The 21931-nt window shown below is 69.5% G+C and carries 21 protein-coding genes; 5 read left to right on the top strand and 16 right to left on the bottom strand.

Annotated elements, in window-relative coordinates; translation table 11 throughout:
- Window positions 1–245: 245 nt before the first annotated feature.
- The 3 genes from FFK22_RS35710 to hemH all read right to left on the bottom strand — a co-directional run bounded on the left by FFK22_RS35710 (window position 246) and on the right by hemH (window position 2944).
- Window positions 246–1694, bottom strand: coding sequence for a catalase (locus FFK22_RS35710; protein ID WP_138892752.1), 1449 nt, complete (start codon window positions 1692–1694; stop codon window positions 246–248).
- A 78-nt stretch (window positions 1695–1772) separates the two neighbouring features.
- Window positions 1773–1955, bottom strand: a complete 183-nt coding sequence (locus FFK22_RS35705; RefSeq protein WP_138892751.1) for a hypothetical protein — start codon at window positions 1953–1955, stop codon at window positions 1773–1775.
- Complete coding sequence (gene hemH / locus FFK22_RS35700; RefSeq protein ID WP_138892750.1) at window positions 1955–2944, bottom strand: ferrochelatase; 990 nt, start codon at window positions 2942–2944, stop codon at window positions 1955–1957. The genes FFK22_RS35705 and hemH overlap by 1 nt, the downstream gene beginning before the upstream one ends.
- A 248-nt stretch (window positions 2945–3192) precedes the next feature.
- Between hemH and FFK22_RS35695 the strand changes: the two genes are divergently transcribed.
- Entirely contained in the window at window positions 3193–4125 is a 933-nt protein-coding gene (locus tag FFK22_RS35695) for a LysR substrate-binding domain-containing protein (protein WP_138892749.1), read from the top strand.
- A 365-nt stretch (window positions 4126–4490) separates the two neighbouring features.
- Here FFK22_RS35695 and FFK22_RS35690 read toward each other — a convergent pair whose 3' ends face one another.
- The gene (locus FFK22_RS35690; RefSeq protein WP_138892748.1) at window positions 4491–4991 is read right to left on the bottom strand and encodes an Lrp/AsnC family transcriptional regulator; all 501 of its coding nucleotides are present in this window, start codon (window positions 4989–4991) and stop codon (window positions 4491–4493) included.
- A 101-nt stretch (window positions 4992–5092) separates the two neighbouring features.
- Here FFK22_RS35690 and FFK22_RS35685 point away from each other — a divergent pair, with 101 nt between their 5' ends.
- The 3 genes from FFK22_RS35685 (at window position 5093) to FFK22_RS35675 (ending at window position 8306) form a co-directional block, all read left to right on the top strand.
- Window positions 5093–6061, top strand: coding sequence for a mitochondrial fission ELM1 family protein (locus FFK22_RS35685; RefSeq protein WP_138892747.1), 969 nt, complete (start codon window positions 5093–5095; stop codon window positions 6059–6061).
- Window positions 6062–6156: 95 nt separating this feature from the next.
- The gene (trxB, locus tag FFK22_RS35680) at window positions 6157–7173 is read left to right on the top strand and encodes a thioredoxin-disulfide reductase (RefSeq protein WP_138892746.1); all 1017 of its coding nucleotides are present in this window, start codon (window positions 6157–6159) and stop codon (window positions 7171–7173) included.
- A 242-nt stretch (window positions 7174–7415) separates the two neighbouring features.
- The gene (locus tag FFK22_RS35675; protein WP_138892745.1) at window positions 7416–8306 is read left to right on the top strand and encodes a LysR family transcriptional regulator; all 891 of its coding nucleotides are present in this window, start codon (window positions 7416–7418) and stop codon (window positions 8304–8306) included.
- A gap of 608 nt (window positions 8307–8914) precedes the next feature.
- Here the strand turns inward: FFK22_RS35675 and msrP are convergent.
- The 9 genes from msrP to FFK22_RS35630 form a co-directional block, all read right to left on the bottom strand.
- Window positions 8915–9889 carry a protein-methionine-sulfoxide reductase catalytic subunit MsrP gene (gene msrP / locus FFK22_RS35670; RefSeq protein WP_138892744.1) on the bottom strand — a complete coding sequence of 325 codons (975 nt, stop codon included), beginning with the start codon at window positions 9887–9889 and terminating at the stop codon, window positions 8915–8917.
- A gap of 146 nt (window positions 9890–10035) precedes the next feature.
- A complete protein-coding gene (locus tag FFK22_RS35665) occupies window positions 10036–11238 on the bottom strand; it encodes a pyridoxal phosphate-dependent aminotransferase (protein ID WP_138892743.1) in 1203 nt (400 codons plus the stop codon).
- A 123-nt stretch (window positions 11239–11361) separates the two neighbouring features.
- A complete protein-coding gene (locus FFK22_RS35660) occupies window positions 11362–12204 on the bottom strand; it encodes a carbohydrate ABC transporter permease (protein WP_138892742.1) in 843 nt (280 codons plus the stop codon).
- 2 nt (window positions 12205–12206) lie between these two features.
- Window positions 12207–13169, bottom strand: coding sequence for a carbohydrate ABC transporter permease (locus tag FFK22_RS35655; protein WP_138892741.1), 963 nt, complete (start codon window positions 13167–13169; stop codon window positions 12207–12209).
- 77 nt (window positions 13170–13246) lie between these two features.
- Entirely contained in the window at window positions 13247–14512 is a 1266-nt protein-coding gene (locus FFK22_RS35650) for an ABC transporter substrate-binding protein (RefSeq protein WP_138892740.1), read from the bottom strand.
- Between the two features lie 64 nt (window positions 14513–14576).
- Window positions 14577–15464, bottom strand: a complete 888-nt coding sequence (locus FFK22_RS35645; RefSeq protein ID WP_138892739.1) for an N-acetylmuramic acid 6-phosphate etherase — start codon at window positions 15462–15464, stop codon at window positions 14577–14579.
- Window positions 15465–15578: 114 nt separating this feature from the next.
- On the bottom strand, window positions 15579–16469 hold the full coding sequence (locus tag FFK22_RS35640; protein ID WP_138892738.1) for an alpha/beta fold hydrolase: 891 nt from the start codon (window positions 16467–16469) through the stop codon (window positions 15579–15581).
- Between the two features lie 64 nt (window positions 16470–16533).
- On the bottom strand, window positions 16534–17406 hold the full coding sequence (locus tag FFK22_RS35635; protein WP_138892737.1) for a hypothetical protein: 873 nt from the start codon (window positions 17404–17406) through the stop codon (window positions 16534–16536).
- 109 nt (window positions 17407–17515) lie between these two features.
- Complete coding sequence (locus tag FFK22_RS35630) at window positions 17516–18526, bottom strand: NAD(P)-dependent alcohol dehydrogenase (protein WP_138892736.1); 1011 nt, start codon at window positions 18524–18526, stop codon at window positions 17516–17518.
- A 91-nt stretch (window positions 18527–18617) separates the two neighbouring features.
- On the opposite strand from FFK22_RS35630, the gene FFK22_RS35625 reads away from it, so the two are divergent.
- The gene (locus FFK22_RS35625) at window positions 18618–19532 is read left to right on the top strand and encodes a LysR family transcriptional regulator (protein ID WP_138892735.1); all 915 of its coding nucleotides are present in this window, start codon (window positions 18618–18620) and stop codon (window positions 19530–19532) included.
- Window positions 19533–19674: 142 nt separating this feature from the next.
- Here the strand turns inward: FFK22_RS35625 and FFK22_RS35620 are convergent, their stop codons facing one another.
- From FFK22_RS35620 to FFK22_RS35610, 3 genes are all read right to left on the bottom strand, one after another.
- Window positions 19675–20256: a gluconokinase gene (locus FFK22_RS35620; protein ID WP_138892734.1), complete on the bottom strand. Its 582-nt coding sequence runs from the start codon at window positions 20254–20256 to the stop codon at window positions 19675–19677.
- A 10-nt stretch (window positions 20257–20266) separates the two neighbouring features.
- A complete protein-coding gene (locus FFK22_RS35615; RefSeq protein ID WP_138892733.1) occupies window positions 20267–21355 on the bottom strand; it encodes a Gfo/Idh/MocA family protein in 1089 nt (362 codons plus the stop codon).
- 224 nt (window positions 21356–21579) lie between these two features.
- A partial coding sequence (locus FFK22_RS35610) for an alpha/beta hydrolase-fold protein (protein ID WP_306770223.1) occupies window positions 21580–21931 on the bottom strand: 352 nt, incomplete at its 5' end.

Here is a 21931-nt window from a genome sequence, read left to right as displayed (position 1 = left end):
AGCCAGCATGCGCAGATGCCGCGCGGCACGCTCCTCCTCGGGCGTGGCCGGGGGTTCTGTTGTCTGATCGGTCTGCGCGTTGTTCATAGAACGTATCATGAACATGAATCGCGGATAATACTATGAACATTGCGTTTACCGCACCGGTGCCGGATCCCGGACGGAAAAGGCCCGCCATCCCGGAGGATGGCGGGCGAGTCGGGACGGCCGCCCCACAGAGCCATGACCGCCGCCCATTGGGGCGATCAGGCCGCGGCGGCAACCGCCAGGCCCAGGCGCTCGGCCACGCCGGCGCCATAGGCCGGGTCGGCCTTGGCGAAATGGGCGATCTGGCGGCGCTGGATCGCCTCCGGCACCGAGCGCATCGCGCCGGCGAGATTGTCCAAGAGCCGGGCGCGGGCGCCGTCATCCAGCAGTCGGAACAGATCGCCGGCCTGGCTGTAATCGTCATTGCCGGCGCGGTGGTCGTAGCGGTCGGCGGCGCCGCGCAGGGGCAGCGCCGGCTCGGCCGCCGCCGGGTCCTGCTTCGGCCCGCCGAAGCTGTTCGGCTCGTAGTTCACGGCGCCGCGGCCGTTGTCGTCGAAGCGCATCGCCCCGTCGCGCTGGTAGTTGCTGGCCGCGGCGGCGTGCGGCCGGTTGACCGGCAGCAGGCCGTGATTGCCGCCGAGGCGGTAGCGATGCGCGTCGCCATAGGCGAACAGCCGGCCCTGCAGCATCTTGTCCGGGCTGAAGGAGATGCCGGGCACGACGTTCGCCGGGCTGAAGGCCGACTGCTCGACCTCGGCGAAGTAGTTCTGTGGGTTGCGGTTCAGCACCAGCTCGCCGATCTCGATCAGCGGGTGGCCGGCATGCGGCCAGACCTTGGTCAGGTCGAACGGATCAATCGGGAAGCTCTCCGCTTCAGCCTCGGTCATGATCTGCACCGAGACCGTCCAGGCCGGGAAGTCGCCATCCTCGATCGCGGCGAACAGGTCGCGGGTGGCGTGGTCGGGGTCGATGCCGGTCATCGCCGTCGCCTGCTCGGCGGTGAAGTTCTGGATCCCCTGCTTCGTCTTGAAGTGATACTTGACCCAGACCCGCCGGCCGGCGGCGTCGATCCAGCTGAAGGTGTGGCTGGAGAAGCCGTCCATGTGGCGGTAGCTGCGCGGCGTGCCGCGGTCGCTGAACAGGATGGTGAACTGGTGCAGCGATTCCGGCGACAGCGAGGCGAAGTCCCAGACCGCCGTCGGGTCCTTCAGGTTGGTGGCCGGGTTGCGCTTCTGGGTGTGGATGAAGTCCGGGAATTTCAGCGGGTCGCGCAGGAAGAAGATCGGCGTGTTGTTGCCGACGATGTCGTAGTTGCCGTCCTCCGTATAGAACTTCAGCGCGAAGCCGCGCGGGTCGCGCTCGGCATCGGCCGACCCCTTCTCGCCGCCGACGGTGGAGAAGCGCAGGAACACCTCGGTCTCTTTGCCGACCGCCGACAGAAACTTCGCCTGGGTCCACTTGGACACGTCGGCGGTGACGCGGAAGGTGCCGTAGGCGCCGGCGCCCTTGGCGTGCACCACCCGCTCCGGGATCCGCTCGCGGTTGAAATGCGCCAGCTTCTCGATCAGGTGGAAGTCCTGGATCAGCACCGGGCCGCGCAGGCCGGCGGTCAGCGAGTTCTGGTTGTCCGGAACCGGGGCGCCGAAGGTGGTGGTCAGGGTGGTCATCAAGGGCTCCTGTCGGGCGGGGTGTCCGCCATGGGAAGAGGATTGCCGTTGCGCTTCGATCAGGGAAATCGATCGTCTTTATCGGCGCGATAAGTGATTGCCGCGTTCGACCAGGGGCAGCAGGTCGCGGCGATAGCGGTGCAGCCGCAGCAGCACCTCCACCGGCAGCTCGCCCTGCACGCCGACCCGGCCGTTCTGCAGGGTGAGGCTGGCGCCGTGGCGGGCGAGATCGGCCAGCAGCGCGTTCAGGGCCGGGCGCATCAGGCGGCCGCCTGCAGCGACCCGGCGCCGAGGGCGTGCCGGACCTGGACCGCCAGCCCGGCGATATAGGCCGGATGCAGGCCGACGGTGGGGACGCGGATGAAGGACGGGACGCCGGCGGCCTCCGCCACCGCGCGGTACTCGATGTCGAGCTCGACCAACGTCTCGGAATGCTCGGAGACGAAGGCGATCGGCACCAGCACCAGGCCGACGCCGTCGCGCCCGGCCTGCTTCACCTCGTCTTCCGTGTCCGGCTTCAGCCATTGCTGGGGGGTCACCCGGCTCTGAAAGGCGATGCGCCAGTCGAGGCCGGGGAGGCCGAGCGCCGCCACCACCGCCGCAGCCGAGGCGCGGATCTGGCCGGGATACGGGTCGCCGGCCTGGACGATCGACAGCGGCAGGCCATGGGCGGTGAACAGCAGCCGGGCGCCGTCCCGCGGCCAGGCGCGGCGGATCAGATCGGCCTGGGCAGCGACGAAGCCGGGATCGGCGGGCGCGGCGTCGACGGTCCGGGTCGGCGCCGCGAGTCCCGCCTCGCGGGCGGCCTGCGCCCAGTCGGTCAGGGCCGAGCGGGTGGTGGTGGTCGAATACTGCGGATACAGCGGCAGCAGCACGATCTCGTCCGGCCGCCAGTCGCGGACCGCCGCGGCGGTCTCGGCCGCGAAGGGGTGCCAGTAGCGCATCGCCACGAAGGGTCGGACCTCGCCGAGATCGGCCAGCCGTTCGGCCACCGCCCAGCCCTGGGCCCAGGTCTGGCCCAGGATCGGCGAGGCGCCGCCGAGCTGGCGGTAGATCCCGGTCGCGACCGGGGTGCGGCGCCAGGCGATCAGCCGCGCCACCACCGCGCGGGGCAGGCGCCGCAGGCGGATGATCTCGGGGTCGGAGAAGAAGTTGCGCAGGAACGGTCCCACCGCCCCCAGCCGGTCCGGCCCGCCGATCTGCAGCAGGACCAGGGCGATGCGACGGCGGGGGGCGACGGCTGGCGGCATGGCAGGCTCCTGTGTCTGCCCGCAGCCTCGCCTGTCACTTCGATAAGTTCCAATCGATCTATCCGATCTAGCAGATAGAGATTTCTTATCGTAAGGTGACTCCGTCCTCCTCCAACTGTCATTGCCGGGCTTGACCCGGCAATCCAGGGGCCACCCAGAGCGGCATCGACATCTCCTGGATGCCCGGGTCAAGCCCGGGCATGACAGTGAAGGCGGCAATGCTTGAGTCAGAGAATGCCTTTGCCGTCATGACCCTTTCTGGCCTCTCCCTCCGCGATCTCGAATATCTCGTCGCCGTGGCAGAGCTGCGCCATTTCGGCCAGGCGGCGGAGCGCTGCGGCGTCAGCCAGCCGGCGCTGAGCATGCAGATCCGCAAGCTGGAGGAGACGCTGGGGCTGGCGCTGTTCGAGCGCGGGCCGAAGACCGTGCTGGTGACGGCCAAGGGCGAGGTCATCCTGGCCCAGGCCCGCCGCGTGCTGCTGGAGGCGCGGCGGCTGATGGCGCTGGCGCAGGAGCTGGACGCGCCGCTGTCGGGGCCCCTGACGGTGGGCGCGATCGAGACGCTGGGCCCCTACCTGTTCCCGCACATGCTGCGGCCGCTGCGCCGGGCCTTCCCGCGGCTGGAGCTGGTGCTGCATGAGGGCCGCACCTACCAGCTGGTCGAGGCGCTGCGCCACGGCGCGCTGGACCTGGTGTTCCTGTCGCTGCCGGTGGCCGACCCGCAGATCGCCACCGCGCCGCTGTTCTTCGAGCCCTTCGTGCTGGCCCAGCCGGCCGATCGGCCGGTGGCGGCGGACGGCGCCGCCCGCATCGCCGAGCTGCCGCGCGACGGCCTGCTGCTGCTGGAGGACGGGCACTGCCTGCGCGACCAGGCGCTGTCTGTCTGCGGCGCACTAGGCCCGGGCGGCAAGCGGCACAGCACCAGCCTGGAGACGCTGCGCCAGATGATCGCGGCCGGCGCCGGCTATAGCCTGTTCCCGCGGCTGGCGACCCTGGGCGAGGCCAGCGTCGGCGGCCTGGTCAGCTATGCCGGCTTCGACGGCACGCCGCCGGGCCGCATGATCGGCCTGGCCTGGCGCCAGAGCGACCCGCGGGCGGAGCAGTTCGAGTCGCTGCGCCAGGTCCTGCTCGACCACCCGCCGCCCGGCACCCGGGTCGCGGAAGAGGGCGGGCCCAAGTGAGACCGGCGCGTACGAGACCGGCCAAAGAAAACGAATCTCCCCTCCCCGCGCGCTACGGCATTTACACATCTGCCGGACGCGGTCCGATTGCCTCTCCCGCCTGCGGGACCTTTTCAGAACCCAGCCACCCGACTCCACTTATGCCTTTAATCCTCCCCCTCCCCTTGCGGGAGGGGGCTAGGGGGAGGGGGTTCTTTCCGCTCGCCCGAACCCTGGCTCTCCCCAAGACGGCGAGGCCGCTCCATGCCCAATCGCGCGCGGACGCGCGCAGACCCCTCCCCCTGCCCCCCTCCCGCAAGGGGAGGGGGAGCTTAGAAGAGAATGCGATAAGAGAAGCCGGAAGGACCCTGCGCGACCGACGCGGATCACTCGTCGCGATGGTGGTCCTTGGCGTCGACATCGATCGGCACGCCCGGCAGCAGCTTGGCGGTGCGGATCGCCAGGGCCGATTTGACGTGGTTGACGTTCGGCGCCGAGGTCAGCTGGGTGGTCAGGAAGCGCTGGTAGCTGTCCCAGTCCTCGGCCACGATCTTCAGCAGGAAGTCGGTCTCGCCGGCCAGCATGTGGCATTCGCGGACCAGCGGCCAGCTGCCGACCAGCTCCTCGAACTTGCGCAGGTCGGCCTCGGCCTGGCTGGTCAGCCCGACCTGGGCGAAGACGGTGACGCCGAAGCCCAGCGCCTCGGGGTTGATGTCGGCGTGGTAACCGCGGATGTAATGCGCCTCCTCCAGCGCCCGGACGCGGCGCAGGCAGGGCGGGGCGGAGATGCCGGCGCGGCGCGCCAGCTCGACATTCGTCATGCGGCCGTCGTCCTGAAGGTCGCGGAGGATGCGGCGGTCGATGCGATCGAGCTTCACACGGCGCATGGGTTCTCTCATGAAAGGACTTCCGTGATTACGCGCAAGGATATTGCCGGACTTTCGCCGGGCGCAAGCGCAATCCTGTGTCGCGGGGAGGGTTTGGCAGGATGAGCGCGGCGCCGCGCGCGGGGACGAGCGGCATCGGCTCCCTGCGGGTGTGGGTGGTGTCGGATGGCCGCCCGGCGAACGAGAACCAGTGCCTGGGCCTGGCGGAGGCGCTCGGCATCGTCCCGGAGGTGGTCCGACTCGGCGCTCGCCCTGGCTGGCATCGGCTTCTCGATCCCGTTCGGCCCGCCGCCGGCTTCGGGCTGGACGGGCCGCCCTGGCCCGACCTGCTGATCGCAGCCGGCCGGCAGAGCGTGTATCCCGCCCTTGCGGTGAAGCGGGCCAGCGGTCATCGGACGCGCCTTGTGCAAATATTTCGTCCCGGCGTCAACCCGCGGCGTTTCGATCTGATCGTGACGCCCCGTCACGATGGATTGAAAGGTCCCAATGTCTGCGCCACCAGCGGCGCGCTGAACCCGGTCACCCCGGCCCGGCTCGCCGCGGCCGCGGCGGAGTGGCAGCCGGTGCTGGGCCGGCTGCCGCGACCACGCGCCGCGGTGCTGATCGGCGGCAGCAGCAAATCGGTGGCGGTGCCGGACGGCGCGGTCGTGCGACTCGCCGGCCAGCTGGCCGAGCTGGCGCGCAGCGGGGTCGGGCTGATGGTCACCACCAGCCGGCGCACGCCGGCGGGCGAGGTGGCGGCGCTGCGCCGGGCGCTGGACGGGCTGCCGGCCTGGATCTGGGACGGCACCGGCGCCAACCCCTATTTCGGCCTCCTGGCCCTGGCCGATGCCGTGATCGTCACCAATGACAGCATCAACATGACCTCGGAGGCGGCGACCACCGGCAAGCCGGTGCATGTCGTGAACTGGGCCGAGCTGGCGCCGAAGCACCGCCGCTTCCACGACGCGCTGGCGGCCGCGGGCATCACCCGCCCCTTCGCCGGCCAGCTGGAGCAGTGGAGCTACGCGCCGCTCGACGACACCGCGCGGGCGGCGGAGCGGGTGCGGGCGCTGTTCGCCCCGGCCTGACCGCCGCGCCTGCACCCCTGGCCCGCGTCGCCTTGCCCCAGGCGCCGCCGGTGGCTATCTATCGATGACACTTCCCCGCAGCGGATTGTCACGCCATGCCGGCCACCCATCGCACCAAGGTCCTGATCATCGGTTCCGGCCCGGCCGGCTACACCGCCGCGATCTACGCCGCGCGCGCCAATCTGGAGCCGATCCTGGTGCAGGGGCTGCAGCCCGGCGGGCAGCTGACCATCACCACCGATGTCGAGAACTATCCCGGCTTCGCCGACGTGGTCCAGGGCCCCTGGCTGATGGAGCAGATGGAGGCCCAGGCCCGGCATTGCGGCACCCGGCTGGAGTTCGACCTGATCACCGAGGTCGACTTCTCGCGCCGGCCCTTCGTCTGCACCGCCGATTCCGGCACGGTCTACGAGGCCGATTCGGTGATCATCGCCACCGGCGCCCAGGCGCGCTGGATGGGCCTGCCGAGCGAGCAGCAGTTCCAGGGCCGCGGCGTCTCCGCCTGCGCCACCTGCGACGGCTTCTTCTTCCGCGGCAAGGAGGTCGCCGTGATCGGCGGCGGCAACTCCGCGGTCGAGGAGGCGCTGTACCTGACCAACCACGCCACCAAGGTGACGCTGGTGCATCGCCGCGACCAGTTGCGCGCCGAGCGCATCCTGCAGGACCGGCTGTTCGCCCATCCCAAGATCGAGGTGGTGTGGAACCACACGGTCGAGGAGATCGTCGGCGCCGGCACGCCGGAGACGGTGACCGGGGTGCGGCTGCGCGACACCAAGTCCGGGGCCGAGACGGTGCTGCCGGTCGACGGCGTCTTCGTCGCCATCGGCCACGACCCGGCGACCGCGGTGTTCAAGGGCCATGTCCGCATGGATGCCGACAACTACATCCTGACCGCGCCGGATTCGACCGCGACCGACATTCCCGGCGTATTCGCCGCCGGCGACGTCAAGGACCGGATCTACCGCCAGGCAGTGACCGCGGCCGGCATGGGCTGCATGGCGGCGCTGGAGGCCGAGCGCTTCCTGTCCGAGCATGCCGGCACCGGCCATCTGGCGCGGATCGCCGACCGCGACACTCGCCCGGTCGCCGAGCCCGCCGCGGCCGCGGGCTGAGCCCACCCGTCCGGGCGGGGCGAACCCTCTTTTGATAAGGACGATGACGATAGGGGGGATATCCCCCCTATCGATCGAATCCAGGTGAAATATTGTTCCCGTCCGACCCAAGCTTTGCTTGCATCGGGTTGGGGGTGCCCCTCATAGTGTATATAGTGTGATTCGCAGGCGCGACGCCGAGCGCTGGTATATCGACCATCCCGCCCTTGTCGCCCGCGCAAGAAACGAACGGGTGCCGGAGAATGGACTGGGACAAGCTGCGCGTTTTCCACGCCGTCGCTGACGCGGGCAGCTTTACCCATGCGGGCGAGAAGCTGAACCTCAGCCAATCGGCGGTCAGCCGCCAGATCAGCGCCCTGGAGGAGAGCCTCAAGGTCCCGCTGTTCCACCGCCATGCCCGCGGCCTGATCCTGACCGAGCAGGGCGAGTTGTTGTTCCGCACCGCGCGCGAGGTCTTCGCCAAGCTGTCGATGACCGAGGCGCAGCTGAGCGAGAGCAAGGACCACGCCCGCGGCCCCTTGAAGATCACCACCACCGTCGCCTTCGGCTCGACCTGGCTGACGCCGCGGGTGCGCGAGTTCCTGACCGCCTATCCGGACATCGACCTGACCGTCCTGATCGACGACGAGGAGCTGGATCTGGGCATGCGCGAGGCCGATGTGGCGATCCGCATGACGCCGCCGCGCCAGCCCGACCTGATCCAGCGCCACCTGATGACGGTGAAGATCCACATCTTCGGGTCGGTCGACTACCTCAAGCGCAACGGCATCCCGCAGACGCTGGACGACCTGAACAAGCACTCGATCATCGTCTATGGCGACGATGCGCGCGGGCCGATCGCCGACATCAACTGGCTGGCCCATGTCGGCAGCCCGCCGCCGGGCGGCCGCAAGATCGCGCTCAAGGTCAACAACCAGTACGCCATCTACCGCGCCGTGCGCAGCGGCCTCGGCCTCGCCGCCCTGCCCGACTTCATGGTCGACCCGACCCTGAACGTGGTGCGGGTGCTGCCCGAGGTCACCGGGCCGACCACCGAGGCCTATTTCGTCTATGCCGAGGAGCTGCGCCACTCCAAGCGCATCGCGGTGTTCCGCGACTTCCTCGTCCGCAAGGTGGCCGAGAGCAAGTTCTGATACCACCGGCCGGGGCTTGCGCCACCGACCTTACCATCGTCATGACGAGCCCCGCAGGGGCGTGGCCATCCAGCGTCGCCGCCCTCTGGATGGCCGCGGCGCTTCGCGCCTCGCCATGACGGTGCGGGGACTGCGACGGCACCCGTGGCGTGCCGAAAACCGGCGTCGCGGGGAGTGCGCGGGCCACTCGTAGGACTTTTCGCCCGCTTTTCCAGGGCTTGAACCTGAGAAAAACACGACAAATGTCTGAAATCTGTGCAAAAGCACCTGAAAAAGTGGCAGATTCCCTGGGGTCTGCATGCCTCACAGCGAGCTATGCAAAGCGCGCATAAAAGCATTGGTAGAAACTGGTTACCAATCGCCCACGGAATGCCTATCTTAAGGGCGTTCGTGCTGCAGCGCAGCAAGAACAAGGGTCCGGCACTGCCGGCTCCTTGCGTCTCCCAGACGTGAAGCCTCCCTGTTTGACTCGGGCCGGAACGCGTTTCCGGCCCTTTTTTTGTGCAGAATCCGGGCCAGGCCGCGGGATCATGGTCCGGCTCCGGCCGGCGCCATGATCCCATCGCATAAAGGGGGTGTCGCCCCCCCTGCCGAACCGCCCGCGCCGGTCAGGTGAACAGGCGCTCGCTGTTCGCCAGCCCCTTGTAAAGGTCGGCGACGTATTCGCCGTAGCCGTTGTAGAGCAGGGTCGGCACCCGCTCGCCGGTGCCCACCACCCGCTCCATCGCCTGGCTCCAGCGCGGATGCGGCACCTCCGGGTTCACATTGGCCCAGAAGCCGTATTCGCTGCTCTGCAGCTGCTCCCAGAAGCTGACCGGCCGCTCGTCGGTGAAGCCGATGCTGATGATGCTCTTGATCGACTTGAAGCCGTATTTCCACGGTGTCACCAGCCGCAGCGGCGCGCCGTTCTGCCGCGGCACCGGCTTGCCGTAGAGGCCGGTGACCATGAAGGCGAGCTCGTTGGTCGCCTCGGCCATGGTCAGGCCCTCGACATAGGGCCAGGGGTAGAAGACCTGGGAGAAGCCCGGCGCCTCGTCGTTCTGGAACGTTTGCATGCGGACATATTTGGCCGAGGACAGCGGCTTGGCGTAGTCGACCAGCGCCTTCAGCGGGAAGCCGGTCCAGGGCACCGCCATCGACCAGGCCTCGACGCAGCGGTGGCGGTACAGCCGCTCCTCCAGCGGCATGGCGCGGATCAGGGTGTCGATGTCGACCTCCCGCTCCTGCTCGACCATGCCCTCGAACTTGACGGTCCAGGGCCGGATCTTCAGCTCCTGCGCCGCCTCCCAGATGTCCTTGTCGGAGCCGTATTCGTAGAAGTTGTTGTAGGTGGTGACGTCCTTCTCGGGCGTCAGCGGCCGGTCGAGCGTGTAGCGGCCGTTGTGCTTTGCCGGGTAGAGATCCGCGGTCGGGTCGGGGGCGGCGGCGCGGGCCGGGCGCAGGCTGAGCGCCGCGCCGGCGGTGGCCAGCAGGCCGGCGCCGAGGCCCATCGCCTGCAGCAGGCGCCGGCGGTTGACATACACCGATTCCGGCGTCGCCTGGCTTTCGGGGATCCGCCACCCCGGATTGCGCTTGATCAGCATCGGCCTGTTCTCCTTGACCCGAACCATCCGACCGCGAGCGGTCTCACCTGTAGTTCGCAGCCAGGCGGGCCAACGTTACCGCGACACCGCGGCGGGGGCCAGCGGCGCCGGGACGCAGCCCGGCGCCGGGCCCATTGGGCCCTGTCTCAGCGCAGCGCGGCGCAGGCGCGCTGGATGCGTTCGCCGGCGTCCTGCAGCGCCTCGGTTGCGGTGGCATAGGAGATGCGGAAGAACGGCGCCAGGCCGAAGGCCGAGCCCTGCACCACGGCCACGCCCTCGGCCTCCAGCAGATAGGTGACGAAATCCTCGTCGGTCTCGATCACCTTGCCGTCCGGGGTCTTCTTGCCGAGGGTGCCGGCGCAGGACGGGAAGACGTAGAAGGCGCCCTCCGGCCGCGGGCAGGTCAGCCCGGCCGACTGGTTCAGCATCGACACGATCAGGTCGCGGCGCTGCTGGAACACCACGTTGTGGCGCGGGATGAAGTCCTGCGGGCCGTTCAGGGCCTCGACCGCCGCGGCCTGGCTGATCGAGGACGGGTTGGAGGTCGACTGGCTCTGCACCTTGGCGATGGCCTTGATCAGGTCCGGCCGGCCGGCGGCGTAGCCGATGCGCCACCCGGTCATGCAATAGGCCTTGGACACGCCGTTCAGCGTCAGGGTGCGGTCGTACAGCTTCGGCTCGACCTGGGCCGGGGTGACGAATTTGAAGTCGTCATAGACCAGGTGCTCATACATGTCGTCGGTCAGGACATGGACATGCGGGTGGCGCAGCAGCACGTCGGTCAGCGCCTTCATCTCGGTGAAGCTGTAGGCGGCGCCGGTCGGGTTCGACGGCGAGTTCAGGATCAGCCATTTGGTCTTCGGCGTGATCGCGGCCTCGAGGTCGGCCGGCTGCAGCTTGAAGCCCTGCTCCGCCGGGCAGACCACAGGCACCGGCGTACCGCCGCACAGCAGCACCATGTCGGGGTAGCTGACCCAGTAGGGGGCCGGGATCACCACCTCGTCGCCCGGATCCAGCGTGGCCAGCAGCGCGTTGTACAGCACCTGCTTGCCGCCGGTGCCGACGGTGACCTGGCTGGTCTCGTATTTCAGGCCGTTCTCGCGCAGGAACTTGGCGGCGATGGCCTTCTTCAGCTCCGGCGTGCCGTCGACCGCGGTGTATTTGGTCTTGCCGGCCTGGATCGCGGCGATCGCGGCCTGCTTGATGTTGTCCGGCGTGTCGAAATCCGGCTCGCCGGCGCCGAGGCCGATGACGTCGCGGCCGGCCGCCTTCAGCTCGGCCGCCTTGGTGGTGACGGCGATGGTCGGCGACGGCTTGACGCGGGCGAGCGAGGCGGCGAGGAAGGCCATGGGTCCGGATCCCGGGAAAGTTGGAAGCGGGGGACGGTAGCGCCGCCCGCCGCCCGCCGACAAGCCGAAAGCCCTGCGAAAATTCGGGAGCCCGCCCGCGCCGGGCGCGGATGCTGCCCGCCCCTACCCCTTCACCGCCCCCTGGGTCAGGCCGGCGATGAGCTGGCGGGAGAAGAAGGCGTAGAGCACCAGCACCGGGATGATGGCCAGGGTCAGCGAGGCCAGCACCGCGTTCCAGTCGGTGACGTACTGGCCGACGAATTGCTGCACGCCGAGGGTGATGGTGCGGGTGCCGTCGCCCGGCGCCAGGATCAGCGGGAACCACAGGTCGTTCCAGATCGGCACCATGGTGAAGACCGCCACCGTCGCCAGGGCCGGCCGCACCAGCGGCAGGATGATGCGGTAGAAGATGCGGTATTCGCCGACGCCGTCGCAGCGCGCCGAATCCTTCAGCTCCTTCGGGATCTGGCGCATGAACTCCGACAATATGAAGATCGACAGCGGCAGCCCCATCGCGGTGTAGACCAGGATCAGCGCCGCCAGGGTGTTGATCAGGTCGAGCGACACGATCAGGCGCAGGATCGAGACGGTGCCGAGCCGGATCGGGATCATGATGCCGACGGCCAGGTACAGCGCCAGCACGGCATTGCCCTTGAAGCTGTATTCCGACAGGGCCCAGGCGGCCATGGCGCCGAGGAAGACCACCAGGAACAGGGTCGCCAGCGTCACCGTCAGGCTGTTGCCGAAATACAGGCCGAAATCGGACCGGGTCAGCACCGTGTCGAAGCCGATCAGGCTGAAGGTGTCCGGCCCGGGCGGCGCCAGCGGCTGGCTGAAGATCGCCTTGCGCGACTTGAAGGCGTTGAACAGCACCAGGACGATCGGGAACAGCGCGATCACGGTGTAGACCAGCAGCACCGCATGGACGATGGCGGTCGAGGCGCGGGGAGAGCGGTTGGCGGCCATGGTCAGAGCTCGTAACGCTGCAGGCGGCGCTGGACCAGGTAGAAATAGGTCATGACGCCGGCCAGGATGATCAGGAACATGATCGTCGCCACCGCGGCCCCCATGGTCGGGTCGCCCAGCTGCAGCTGGAAGCCGAAGAAGGTGCGGTAGAAGAAGGTGCCGAGGATGTCGGTCGCGAAGTTCGGCCCGGCCAGCGCCCCCTGGGCGACGTAGATCAGGTCGAAGGCGTTGAAGTTGCCGACGAAGGTCAGGATCGTGACCATGCCGATGGTCGGCCAGATCAGCGGCAGCTTGATGCGCCAGAAGATCGTCATCTGGCCGGCGCCGTCGACCCGCGCCGCCTCGGTCAGGCTGTCCGGGATGTTCAGGAGCGCGGCATAGGTCAGGAGCAGCGGCATGCCGACCCATTGCCAGACCGAGACCAGGGCCAGGGTGATCAGCGCGCTATGCTCCTGCCCCAGCCAGGGCGCGAACAGCGAGCCGAGACCGACCGTCCCCAGCATCGACTTGGCGACGCCCCAGGTCGGCGACAGGATCAGCTTCCAGATGAAGCCGATGATCACCACCGACAGCAGCGTCGGCGTGAACATCAGGGTGCGGTAGGTGTTGGTGAAGCGCAGCTTGGGCAGGGCCAGCAGCGCCGCCAGGCCGATCGCGATCGGGTTCTGCACCAGCATGTGCACGGCGAAGAACAGCACGTTGTTGCCGAGCGCGTTCCAGAACCGGTCGGACCATTGCGGGTCGAAGAACAGCGCCGCGTAATTGGCCAGCCCGGCGAAGCTCTCCACCCCCGCCTCGTCCCGCGTGAACAGGCTGAGCCGCAGGCTGTCGAGCAGCGGGTAGACCATGAAGACGGTGTAGATCAGGGTCGCCGGCGCCAGGAAGACGACGACGTGCCAGGGAAAGCGGCCGCGGCGGCCCGCGATCTGGGCGCGAGGCAGCTCGGCGGTCTGGGTGCTGGCCATGGGAACAGCCTATCAATACGGGCGCGGGGACGCGCGGTCCGGGACAGCCGGGCCGCGCGTCCTGCGCCGGGGTCAGATCACTTGGCGGCCGGCTTGTACCAGGAGTCGAGACCCTTCTGGATCTGCTCCGCCGCCTGCTGCGCCGTCAGCGTGCCGTTCATCACCTGGGCCGAGACGTTCCACAGCTCGTTCTCCAGGTTCGGCGTGCCGCGCCCCAGGATCTGGTACGAGTTGCGGATGGTGGATTCGCAGGTCTTGCGCCAGCCAAGGAACTCCGCCGCCACCGGGTCCTTGACCGTGACCGGGTGGTTCGACAGCGAGTAGAAGCCCGGCAGCGCGTTCGAGTAGATGTCCGCGAATTCCGGCGTCGCCAGCCATTCCAGGAAGGCCTTGGCGGCCTCCGGGTTCTTGGTCTTGGTGTTCATGCCGAGGGCGATGTCGGTGTGGTCGCTGATGTAGCACTTGTCGCCCGCCTTCTCGACCGGCGGCGGGAAGGCGCCCATCTTGAAGTCGGCCTGGGCGTTGAAGGCGGCGATGTCCCAGGACCCGGCCGGGTAGATCGCGGCGCGGCCGAGGGTGAACAGGTTCTGGCTGTCCGGATAGGCCTGCGCCTCATAGCCCTCGGGCAGGTACGGCTTCCACTTCGCCAGCTCCTCGAAGGCCTCGACATAGGGCTTGTCGGTGAACTTCTCCTTGCCGGCGATCAGCGCCTTGCGGCCTTCCTCGCCCTTCCACAGGTTCGGACCGATGTTCTGGAAGCCCATGGTCGCGGCCTCCCACTGGTCCTTGGTGCCGATGTCGAGCGGCGCCACCTCGCCCTTGGCCTTGATCTTGTCGAGCAGGGCGTAGAATTCGGCCTCGGTCTTCGGCGGGGTCAGCCCCTCGGACTCGAACACCGACTTGTTGTACAGGAAGCCGTGGATCACCGAGGCCATCGGCACGCAGAACAGCGACTTGCCGTCATCGGTGATCCAGGCGCTCTTGGCCACGTCGGAGAAGGTGTCCATGCCTTTCAGGTCGGTGACCGGGGCGAGATAACCCTTCTGGAACAGCGCCAGCGAGGTGTCGAACGGCCGGCAGCTGATCAGGTCGCCGGCGGTGCCGCCCTCGAGCTTGGCGTTCAGGGCCGCGTTGTATTCGGTCGGCGCCGTGGGCGAGAACACCACCTTGATCCCGGGGTGGGTCTTCTCGAAGGCCGGGATGATGGTGTCCTGCCACACCTTCAGGTCGTCGTTGCGCCAGCTCTCGATGGTCAGGGTCGCGTCGGCGGCCATGGCCTGGCCCGAGACGGCGACGAGCGCCGCCCCGGCCAGGAACGCGCCGCGCAGGAATGAATGGGACATGTGCAACTGCCTCCTCTGTTCGGCGTTTCGCCGTTGCTCACGGGCGGCAACCCGCCCGCTGTCTCTAGGAACCTTGCTTCGCCGCCAGGGCGCGGCGGAGATCGCCGCCGGCGGCGTCCAGGCGCCGGCGCCCGTGCTCGGCGCTGTCGCCCAGCGCCACCAGGGCGGCCAGCTTGACGTTCTGCCCCGCCGCGTCCAGCGCCGCCCGCGCCGCCGCCTCGTCGACCGGCACGATGGCGCGCAGCATGCGCACCGAACGGTCGTTCAGCTTGGCGTTGGTCGGCTGCATGTCGACCATCAGCCCGTCATAGACATGGCCGAGCCGGGTCATCACCAGGGTCGAGAACAGGTTGAGCGCCACCTTCTGCGCCGTGCCTGCCTTCAGCCGGGTGGAGCCGGCGACCGGCTCCTCCCCCGTCGCCAGCAGCACGGCATGGGCGGCGTCGCCGAAGATCGGCGCGCCGGGATTGGAGGCGACGGCGATGGTCAGGGCGCCGGCGCGGGCCGCTTCCTGCAGCACGGCGCGGGTGTAGGGGGTGCCGCCGCTGGCGGCGATGCCGATCACCACGTCGTCGGGGCCGAGGCGCAGCGCCGCGGCCTCGGCCTGGCCGGCTTCGGCGTCGTCCTCGGCATTCTCCACCGGCCGGCTCAGCGCCGTGGCACCGCCGGCGATCAGATAGGCCAGCCGGTCCTGCGGGTGGCCGAAGGTCGGGAACAACTCCGACCCGTCCTGCGCCGCGACCCGGCCGGAGGTGCCGGCGCCGGCATAGACCAGGCGGCCGCCGCGGCGCAGCCGAGGCGCCGCATCGGCGGCGGCGGCGGCCAGGGCCGGCAGGGCCGGCCGCACCGAGGCGACGGCGGCGAGCTGGGATTCGAGCAGCGCGTCGAGGATCTCCGCATCCTCCCAGGCGTCGATGCCCCTGAAGCGGCGTGATGCGGTCTCGGTTCCCATACGTCTCGATCGCCGGTCTGGATGAGTGGTCTAGACCACTCTCTCAGAGTTGTTGGCGGAGCGCAAGATGATCCTGTCCGGCCGGTTGGACCAGTGGCTTCGGGACGGTCGGAGCTAGCCGGAGGCCGGCGCGTGCACCCGGCCCAGGAAGCCGCGGATCAGCGCCACCATCTCGCCGAGATTCGTTTCCAGCGCCCAGTGGCCGCCGTCCAGCAGATGCAGTTCGGCCTCCGGCAGGTCGCGCAGATACGCCCGCGCCGCCCCTTCCGGCATGTAGCCGTCCTGCGGCCCCCAGGCGATCAGGGCCGGCGGCCGGTGCCGGCGCAGATAGGCCTGGTAGCGCGGGAACCAGGCGAGGTTCCCGCGCAGCCCTTCCATCAGCCGGACCATGATCTCGCGCCGCCGCGGCGATTGCTGCAGCGGCCAGGACAGGCGCCAGAGGTCGGGGCTGATCCGCTCGACCAGACGGTCCGCCACCTCGCCGATGAACTCGTCCCGGAACCCCTCCTCGCTGACCGCCGCGGCCAGCGCCTCGCGCCGCTCCGGCGTCGGATCCTGCCAATAGGCGAGCAGCGCCGCGTATTTCGGCCCCAGCTGGTCCTCGTAGATGTCGCCGTTCTGGATGATCAGGGCGGCGATCCGCTGCGGCGCCCGGATCGCCAGGCGCAGGCCGATCTGCGAGCCGTAATCGTGCAGATAAAGGGCGTAGTGGTCCGGGCCCAGGGCCGCGGTGAAGCGCTCGAGGAAACCGGCGTAGCCGTCGAAGTCATAAGCGAAGTCCTCCGGCGTGTCGCTGTAGCCGAAGCCGGGGAAGTCCGGCGCCACGGTGCGCCAGCGGTCGGCCAGCGCCGGCATCAGGTGCCGGTACTGGAAGGAGGAGCAGGGATAGCCGTGCGGCAGCAGCAGCACCGGCGCGTCCGGCGGCCCGGACTCGCGGTAGAAGATGCGGGTATTGTCGATCGCGATGGTGCGGTGCCGGGTCGTCCGGTCCGGGTCGGTCGTCATGAGGGGCGCCTCCGGGTGGTTCGTCTCCCCGGAGAACGCCCCCGGCACCGGCCGGGGTCCGCCGCTACCAGCTGAAGGAGAACCCGGCGGTGAACTTGACGCCCGGCTGCTCGCTGCCGATGTCGACCAGCGCGGCGCTGGCCTTGAGCGGGCCGAACAGCGTCTGCTCGGCGCCGACGCTGCCGGTCAGGCGCCGGTCGGTGCTGTTGACCTGGCCGCCGAGCAGCAGCGCCGTGGTGTGCCAGGGCAGCTCCAGCCGGGTGTTGCGGTCGATCTCCCAGCTGGTCACCGGCGCCTCGGGGCCGAGCAGCCCGCCGCGGGTGACGGCATAGCGGTCCTCGAACGACCCCGACAGGCCGATGACCGACCAGGCGCGCGACAGCACCGCCGCCAGCTGCCCGGTGCCCTCGCCGGCCTGCGGGTCGAAGCTGGCCTCGACCCGCGCCGACTGCCAGAACGGCACGAACCAGGGCAGCGCGGTCAGGCCGAAGCTGGCCTGCGCCTTGCCGGTGGCGGTGCGCTGGGCCATGTCCGTCCGGTCCCACCCCTGGGCGAAGCCGGGATAGGGATCGGCCGGGATGTCGAAGGTGACCCCGGTCGTGGCGACGAAGCCCGGGGTCTGCGACTGCAGCGTCGCGCCGACCGAGCCAGCGCCCTTGACGTCGCGCTGGCCGGTGACCGAGCCGAAGCCGAGATCGGGCGCGGCATAGGCATCTGCCGGCGTCGGGGTCCAAGGCCGGTGCGGCCGGCGCCAGCGGGTGGGGCCAGGATCGGCGGGAATGTCGAAGGTGACCGTGGCCGGGGGGATGAAGCCGGACGGCTGCGGCGCCGCGCCGTAATCCTCGTCGGGCCGGGCCTGGGCAGCCGGCATCGCCGCCGGGACCAGTACGGCCAGGGCGGCGACACGCAGCAGAAAGGGGCGGCAGGTCCGCGGCATCGGCGGGCTGTCTCTCCGGAGATCGATGGGTTCCCACCGAACCTAGTGATTCAACCGTATCTGCCAACCCCTTGAATTGTGACAATTCTGCTGGGCGGCGCTTGAGCCCTCAGAAGGCCAGCGTAACCTTGCCGAAATGCCGGCCTGATGCGAGATGTCGCAGGGCTTCCCGCGCCTCGGTCCAGGGGAAGCTGCAGTCGATCACCGGCCGCAACCCGGTGGCGGCGATGGCGCGGTTCATCGCCTCGAAGCTGTCGCGCGAGCCGACCGGGATGCCGCGGATGCGGGCACGGCGGAACAGGATCTGCATCGGGTTGACCTCGGCCGACTTGCCGCCGAGATAGCCGATGACGTTGATCTGGCCGCCGGTGCGGATCGCGGCCAGGGAGCGGGCGAAGGTGCCGGGGCCGCCAACCTCGATGACATGGTCGACGCCGCGGCCGCCGGTCAGGTCGCGCACCGCCGAATCCCACTCCGGAGTCGTGCGGTAGTTCACCGTGCCAACGGCGCCGAGCGCCCGTGCCAGCTCCAGCTTCTCGTCGCTGGAGGAGGTGACGATCGCCCGGGCGCTGGCGGCGACGGCGAATTGCAGGGCGAAGACCGAGACGCCGCCGGTGCCCTGCACCAGCACCGTGTCGCCGGCCTTGATCCCGCCTTCGGCGACCAGCGAGGTCCAGGCGGTCAGGGCGGCGCAGGGCAGCGTCGCCGCCTCCGCGTCGGTCAGGTGCTCCGGCACTGCGACCACGCCCTCGGCGTCGAGCCGGACATATTCCGCCAGCACGCCGGGGCCGGGCCCGCCCAGCGGCACCGCCCGTTCGATGCCCTCGAAATCGCCGGCGACCCAGCCCTGCCAGAAGGTCGTGGCCACACGGTCGCCGGGCTCGACGCGGGTGACGTCCTCGCCCACCGCCGCGACCTCGCCGACGCCGTCGGACAGCGGCACCATCGGCAGCGCGAAGCCGGCGTGATAATTGCCGCGCACGATCTCCAGGTCGCGATAGTTCAGCGAGGCGGCGCGCATCCGCAGCACCACCTCGCCCCGCCGCGGCTCCGGCACCGGAAGGTCCGCCGGGCGCAGCCGGTCCAGCCCCTCGCCCTCTTCGATCACCAACGCCTTCATCGCTTCGCTCCAGGATATTGCGCTGGAGACATCGCCCTCCGTCGGCTAATCTTCAAATTCATTGTTTTCACAAACTTCATGATGGGCCGGCATGATGTTGGACGAGATGCGCGCCTTCGTGCTGCTCGCCGAGACCGGGTCGATCCAGCGGGTGGCGGAGCGGCTGCCGCTGACCCAGCCGGCGGTGACCCGGCAGATCCAGCGGCTGGAGCAGCATCTCGGCGCCACCTTGCTGGACCGGCGGGTGAAGCCGCCGCGGCTGACCCCGGCCGGCCTGGCGGCGCTGGAGCGCTGCCGCGCCATCTTGGCGGCGGTGCAGGAGCTGAAGGCCGGCACCGGCGAGGCGGCCGAGCCGGAGGGGGATCTGCGCCTGGGCATCGGCGTGCTGCATGCGTTCGCCGAGGCGGATTTCACTTCGCTGCTGCGCGACCTGCGCCAGCGCTTTCCGCGCCTGTCGCTGCGCCTGACCGGCGGGCTGGCGCACACCCTGCTGGGCGATCTCGACCGCGGCCGGCTGGACGCCGCGGTGGTGCTGCTGCAGGACAGCGCCGCGCCCTATCCCGGCCGGGTGGTGGGGCAGGAGAAGCTGGTGGTGGTCGGCGGCCGCAGCCTGGCCCTGCCGCGCCGGCCGTCTTTGGTCGAGCTGGCCGCCTGCGACTGGGTGGTCAGCCCGCGCGACTCCTGCGACGTCCGGCCGGCGCTGGAGGCGCTGTTCGCGCGGGAGGGCCTGGAGCTCAGGATCTCGGCCGAGGTGCACGATCTGGCGATCCAGCAATCGCTGATCCGCTCCGGCTTCGGCCTCGGCGTGCTGCCATCGCGGCGCAGCGCCCCCTTCACCTCGCGCGACGAACTGCGCCGCATCGACCTGCCCGGCTTCCGCTTCGACTTCGCCATCAGCGTGGTGCGGGCGCCGCATCTCGGCCGGCTGGACCGCGCGGTCGATCACCTGGAGGAGGCGCTGAGCGAGCGGTTGGCGCCCGCCGTGATGCCTTTGACGGCGGGATAGCCCCCTCACCCTCCCGGCCCAAGCGGGCCGGCCCCCTCCCTCTCCCCAAGGAGAGGGGAATAGGAGCCGCGCTTCCCTTACCTCTCCCCAGGGGAGAGGTCGAAATCGCGAAGCGATTTCGGGTGAGGGGGGCTCCGGCCTGTCAGCCCGTCGGCTGTTGAGTGGCGGGCGGCTGCGGCAGCCCCAGCCTGCGGGCGGCGATGTCGATGATGCGGCGCGGCGGGTGGCGGATATCGACCGTCACCACCCGCTCGCCCTCGCCCGGCGGCTCCAGCGTGTCGAACTGGCTGCGCAGCAGCGAGGGCGGCATGAAATGGCCCTTGCGGTTGGCCAGGCGGGTGGCGATCACCGCCTCCGACCCCGACAGGTAGAGGAACGCCACCTGCGGCCAGCCGGCGACCAGCCGGTCGCGATACACCCGCTTGAGCGCCGAGCAGGCCAGCACCGCCGGCTGGCCATCCGCCAGCCACTGCCCGATCTGCGCCGCCATGGCGTCGAGCCAGGGCCAGCGGTCCTCGTCGGTCAGCGGATGGCCGGCCTTCATCTTCTCGATATTGGCCGGCGGGTGGAAGCTGTCGGCATCGGCGAACACCCCGGCCATGCGGCGGGCCAGCTGCTTGCCGATCGTGGTCTTGCCCGAGCCGGAGACGCCCATGACGATGACCACGCCGGGCGGGCCGCCGCGGCCGGAGTCGGAAGGTGCGCCGTGATCCGCGGCCGGCATGGGCATATCCTCAGCTGAGCTTCACAACCTCGCCGGTGCGGAAGCTCTCATCCGCCGCCAGCACGATGCGCAGGCTGTCGATCGCCGCCTGCATGGAATCGGTCAGGTCCAGGTCCTCGCGGATCGCGCGCAGGAAGAATTCCTGCTCGCGGTCGCACAGCTCCTGGTGGCCGGGCTCGTCGGCCATGGTGATCCAGCGGTCCTTGTCGACGAAGTGGTTGCTGCCGTCGATCGCGGCGGAGTGCAGCTTCAGCGCATTGGTCTTGGTGTGCTGGTCGATATCGGCGGAATCGGAGATGGCGTCGGTCTTGGCCTCGCCCTGCCCGTCCTGCGGCACCACGATCGAGACGCAGCCCTTCGGCCCGACCACGTCCTTCACGAAATAGGCCACCTCGCTCATCATCGGGCCCCAGCCGGCCTCGTACCAGCCGACCGAGCCGTCGTCGAACACGACGTGCAGATGGCCGTAATTGTGGATCGCGACCTCGTCCGAAAGCTTGGCGCCGATGCCGTGCACCCGCACCGGCTTGGCCCCGGTCATCTGGCACATCACGTCGACATAATGGACGCCGCAATCGACCACCGGCGACAGCGACTGCAGCAGGTTCTTGTGCCAGGTCCAGGAGGGGCCGGAGCTCTGCTGGTTCAGGTTCATCCGCATCACCAGCGGCTTGCCCAGCGTCTTCGCCACCTCGATGAACCTCACCCAGGAGGGGTGGACGCGCAGGATATAGCCGATCACCAGCTTGCGGCCGGTTTCCTTGGCGCGGGCGACGACGCGCTCGGCATCCTCGACCGTGGTCGCGATCGGCTTCTCCATGAACACATGGGCGCCGGCATCCATCGCCTGCAGCGCGAACTCCGCATGGGTGTCGGTCCAGGTGTTGATCGAGACGGCATCCGGCCGCGTCTCGGCCAGGGCCGCGCCGTAATCGGCGAAGCGCGGATAGTCGGCCAGCTCGCCCGGCAGGTCGGCCTGGGCGATCGAGCGGGCGACGAGGCCGACGATCTCGAACCCGTCCAGCCGGTGATAGGCCAGGGCATGCGACAGGCCCATATGGCCGACGCCGACGACAAGGACGCGCACCGGATCGGTCATGGCGGGACTCCCTGGGCGATGGTTGAGAGGCAACTGTCGACACTGTCTGCCCGGCCGGGTCAAGTCCTGCGGGGCCGGCTCCCCCTCACCCTCCCGCCGCCTTTGGCGTCGGGCCCCTCCCTCTCCCCACGGGAGAGGGGAATAGGAGTCTTGGCCTTTTTTACCTCTCCTTGGGGAGAGGTCGAAATCGCGTCGGCGATTTCGGGTGAGGGGGTGGCACCGGCCTATCCGTTCAGCACGCCGGCATGGTGGCGGATGTGATCGGCGATGAAGGTGGAGATGAAGTAGTAGCCATGGTCGTAGCCGGGGTGGCGGCGCAGGGTCAGCGGCTGCCCGGCGGCCTTGCAAGCGGCCTCCAGCAGATGCGGGTGCAACTCGCGCTCCAGGAACTGGTCCGCCTCGCCCTGGTCGATCAGCAGGTCCGGGCAGCGCGCCCCGCCTTCCACCAGCGCCGTCGCGTCCCACTGCGCCCATGTGGACTGGTCCGGCCCGAGATAGTTGCCGAACGCCTTCTGCCCCCAGGGGCAGTGCGACGGCGCCGCGATCGGCGCGAAGGCCGACACCGAGCGGTAGAGA

This window comes from Mycobacterium sp. KBS0706 (assembly GCF_005938675.2).
Classification (GTDB): Bacteria; Pseudomonadota; Alphaproteobacteria; order DSM-16000; family Inquilinaceae; genus Inquilinus.
This window is presented reverse-complemented; position numbering and strand designations above follow the sequence as displayed.

Coding starts and splice junctions, on each gene's coding strand:
- FFK22_RS35710 (WP_138892752.1), bottom strand. CDS start 1,694: ATGACCACCCTGACCACCACCTTCGGCGCCCCGGTTCCGGACAACCAG.
- FFK22_RS35705 (WP_138892751.1), bottom strand. CDS start 1,955: ATGCGCCCGGCCCTGAACGCGCTGCTGGCCGATCTCGCCCGCCACGGC.
- hemH (WP_138892750.1), bottom strand. CDS start 2,944: ATGCCGCCAGCCGTCGCCCCCCGCCGTCGCATCGCCCTGGTCCTGCTG.
- FFK22_RS35695 (WP_138892749.1), top strand. CDS start 3,193: ATGACCCTTTCTGGCCTCTCCCTCCGCGATCTCGAATATCTCGTCGCC.
- FFK22_RS35690 (WP_138892748.1), bottom strand. CDS start 4,991: ATGCGCCGTGTGAAGCTCGATCGCATCGACCGCCGCATCCTCCGCGAC.
- FFK22_RS35685 (WP_138892747.1), top strand. CDS start 5,093: ATGAGCGCGGCGCCGCGCGCGGGGACGAGCGGCATCGGCTCCCTGCGG.
- trxB (WP_138892746.1), top strand. CDS start 6,157: ATGCCGGCCACCCATCGCACCAAGGTCCTGATCATCGGTTCCGGCCCG.
- FFK22_RS35675 (WP_138892745.1), top strand. CDS start 7,416: ATGGACTGGGACAAGCTGCGCGTTTTCCACGCCGTCGCTGACGCGGGC.
- msrP (WP_138892744.1), bottom strand. CDS start 9,889: ATGCTGATCAAGCGCAATCCGGGGTGGCGGATCCCCGAAAGCCAGGCG.
- FFK22_RS35665 (WP_138892743.1), bottom strand. CDS start 11,238: ATGGCCTTCCTCGCCGCCTCGCTCGCCCGCGTCAAGCCGTCGCCGACC.
- FFK22_RS35660 (WP_138892742.1), bottom strand. CDS start 12,204: ATGGCCGCCAACCGCTCTCCCCGCGCCTCGACCGCCATCGTCCATGCG.
- FFK22_RS35655 (WP_138892741.1), bottom strand. CDS start 13,169: ATGGCCAGCACCCAGACCGCCGAGCTGCCTCGCGCCCAGATCGCGGGC.
- FFK22_RS35650 (WP_138892740.1), bottom strand. CDS start 14,512: ATGTCCCATTCATTCCTGCGCGGCGCGTTCCTGGCCGGGGCGGCGCTC.
- FFK22_RS35645 (WP_138892739.1), bottom strand. CDS start 15,464: ATGGGAACCGAGACCGCATCACGCCGCTTCAGGGGCATCGACGCCTGG.
- FFK22_RS35640 (WP_138892738.1), bottom strand. CDS start 16,469: ATGACGACCGACCCGGACCGGACGACCCGGCACCGCACCATCGCGATC.
- FFK22_RS35635 (WP_138892737.1), bottom strand. CDS start 17,406: ATGCCGCGGACCTGCCGCCCCTTTCTGCTGCGTGTCGCCGCCCTGGCC.
- FFK22_RS35630 (WP_138892736.1), bottom strand. CDS start 18,526: ATGAAGGCGTTGGTGATCGAAGAGGGCGAGGGGCTGGACCGGCTGCGC.
- FFK22_RS35625 (WP_138892735.1), top strand. CDS start 18,618: ATGATGTTGGACGAGATGCGCGCCTTCGTGCTGCTCGCCGAGACCGGG.
- FFK22_RS35620 (WP_138892734.1), bottom strand. CDS start 20,256: ATGCCGGCCGCGGATCACGGCGCACCTTCCGACTCCGGCCGCGGCGGC.
- FFK22_RS35615 (WP_138892733.1), bottom strand. CDS start 21,355: ATGACCGATCCGGTGCGCGTCCTTGTCGTCGGCGTCGGCCATATGGGC.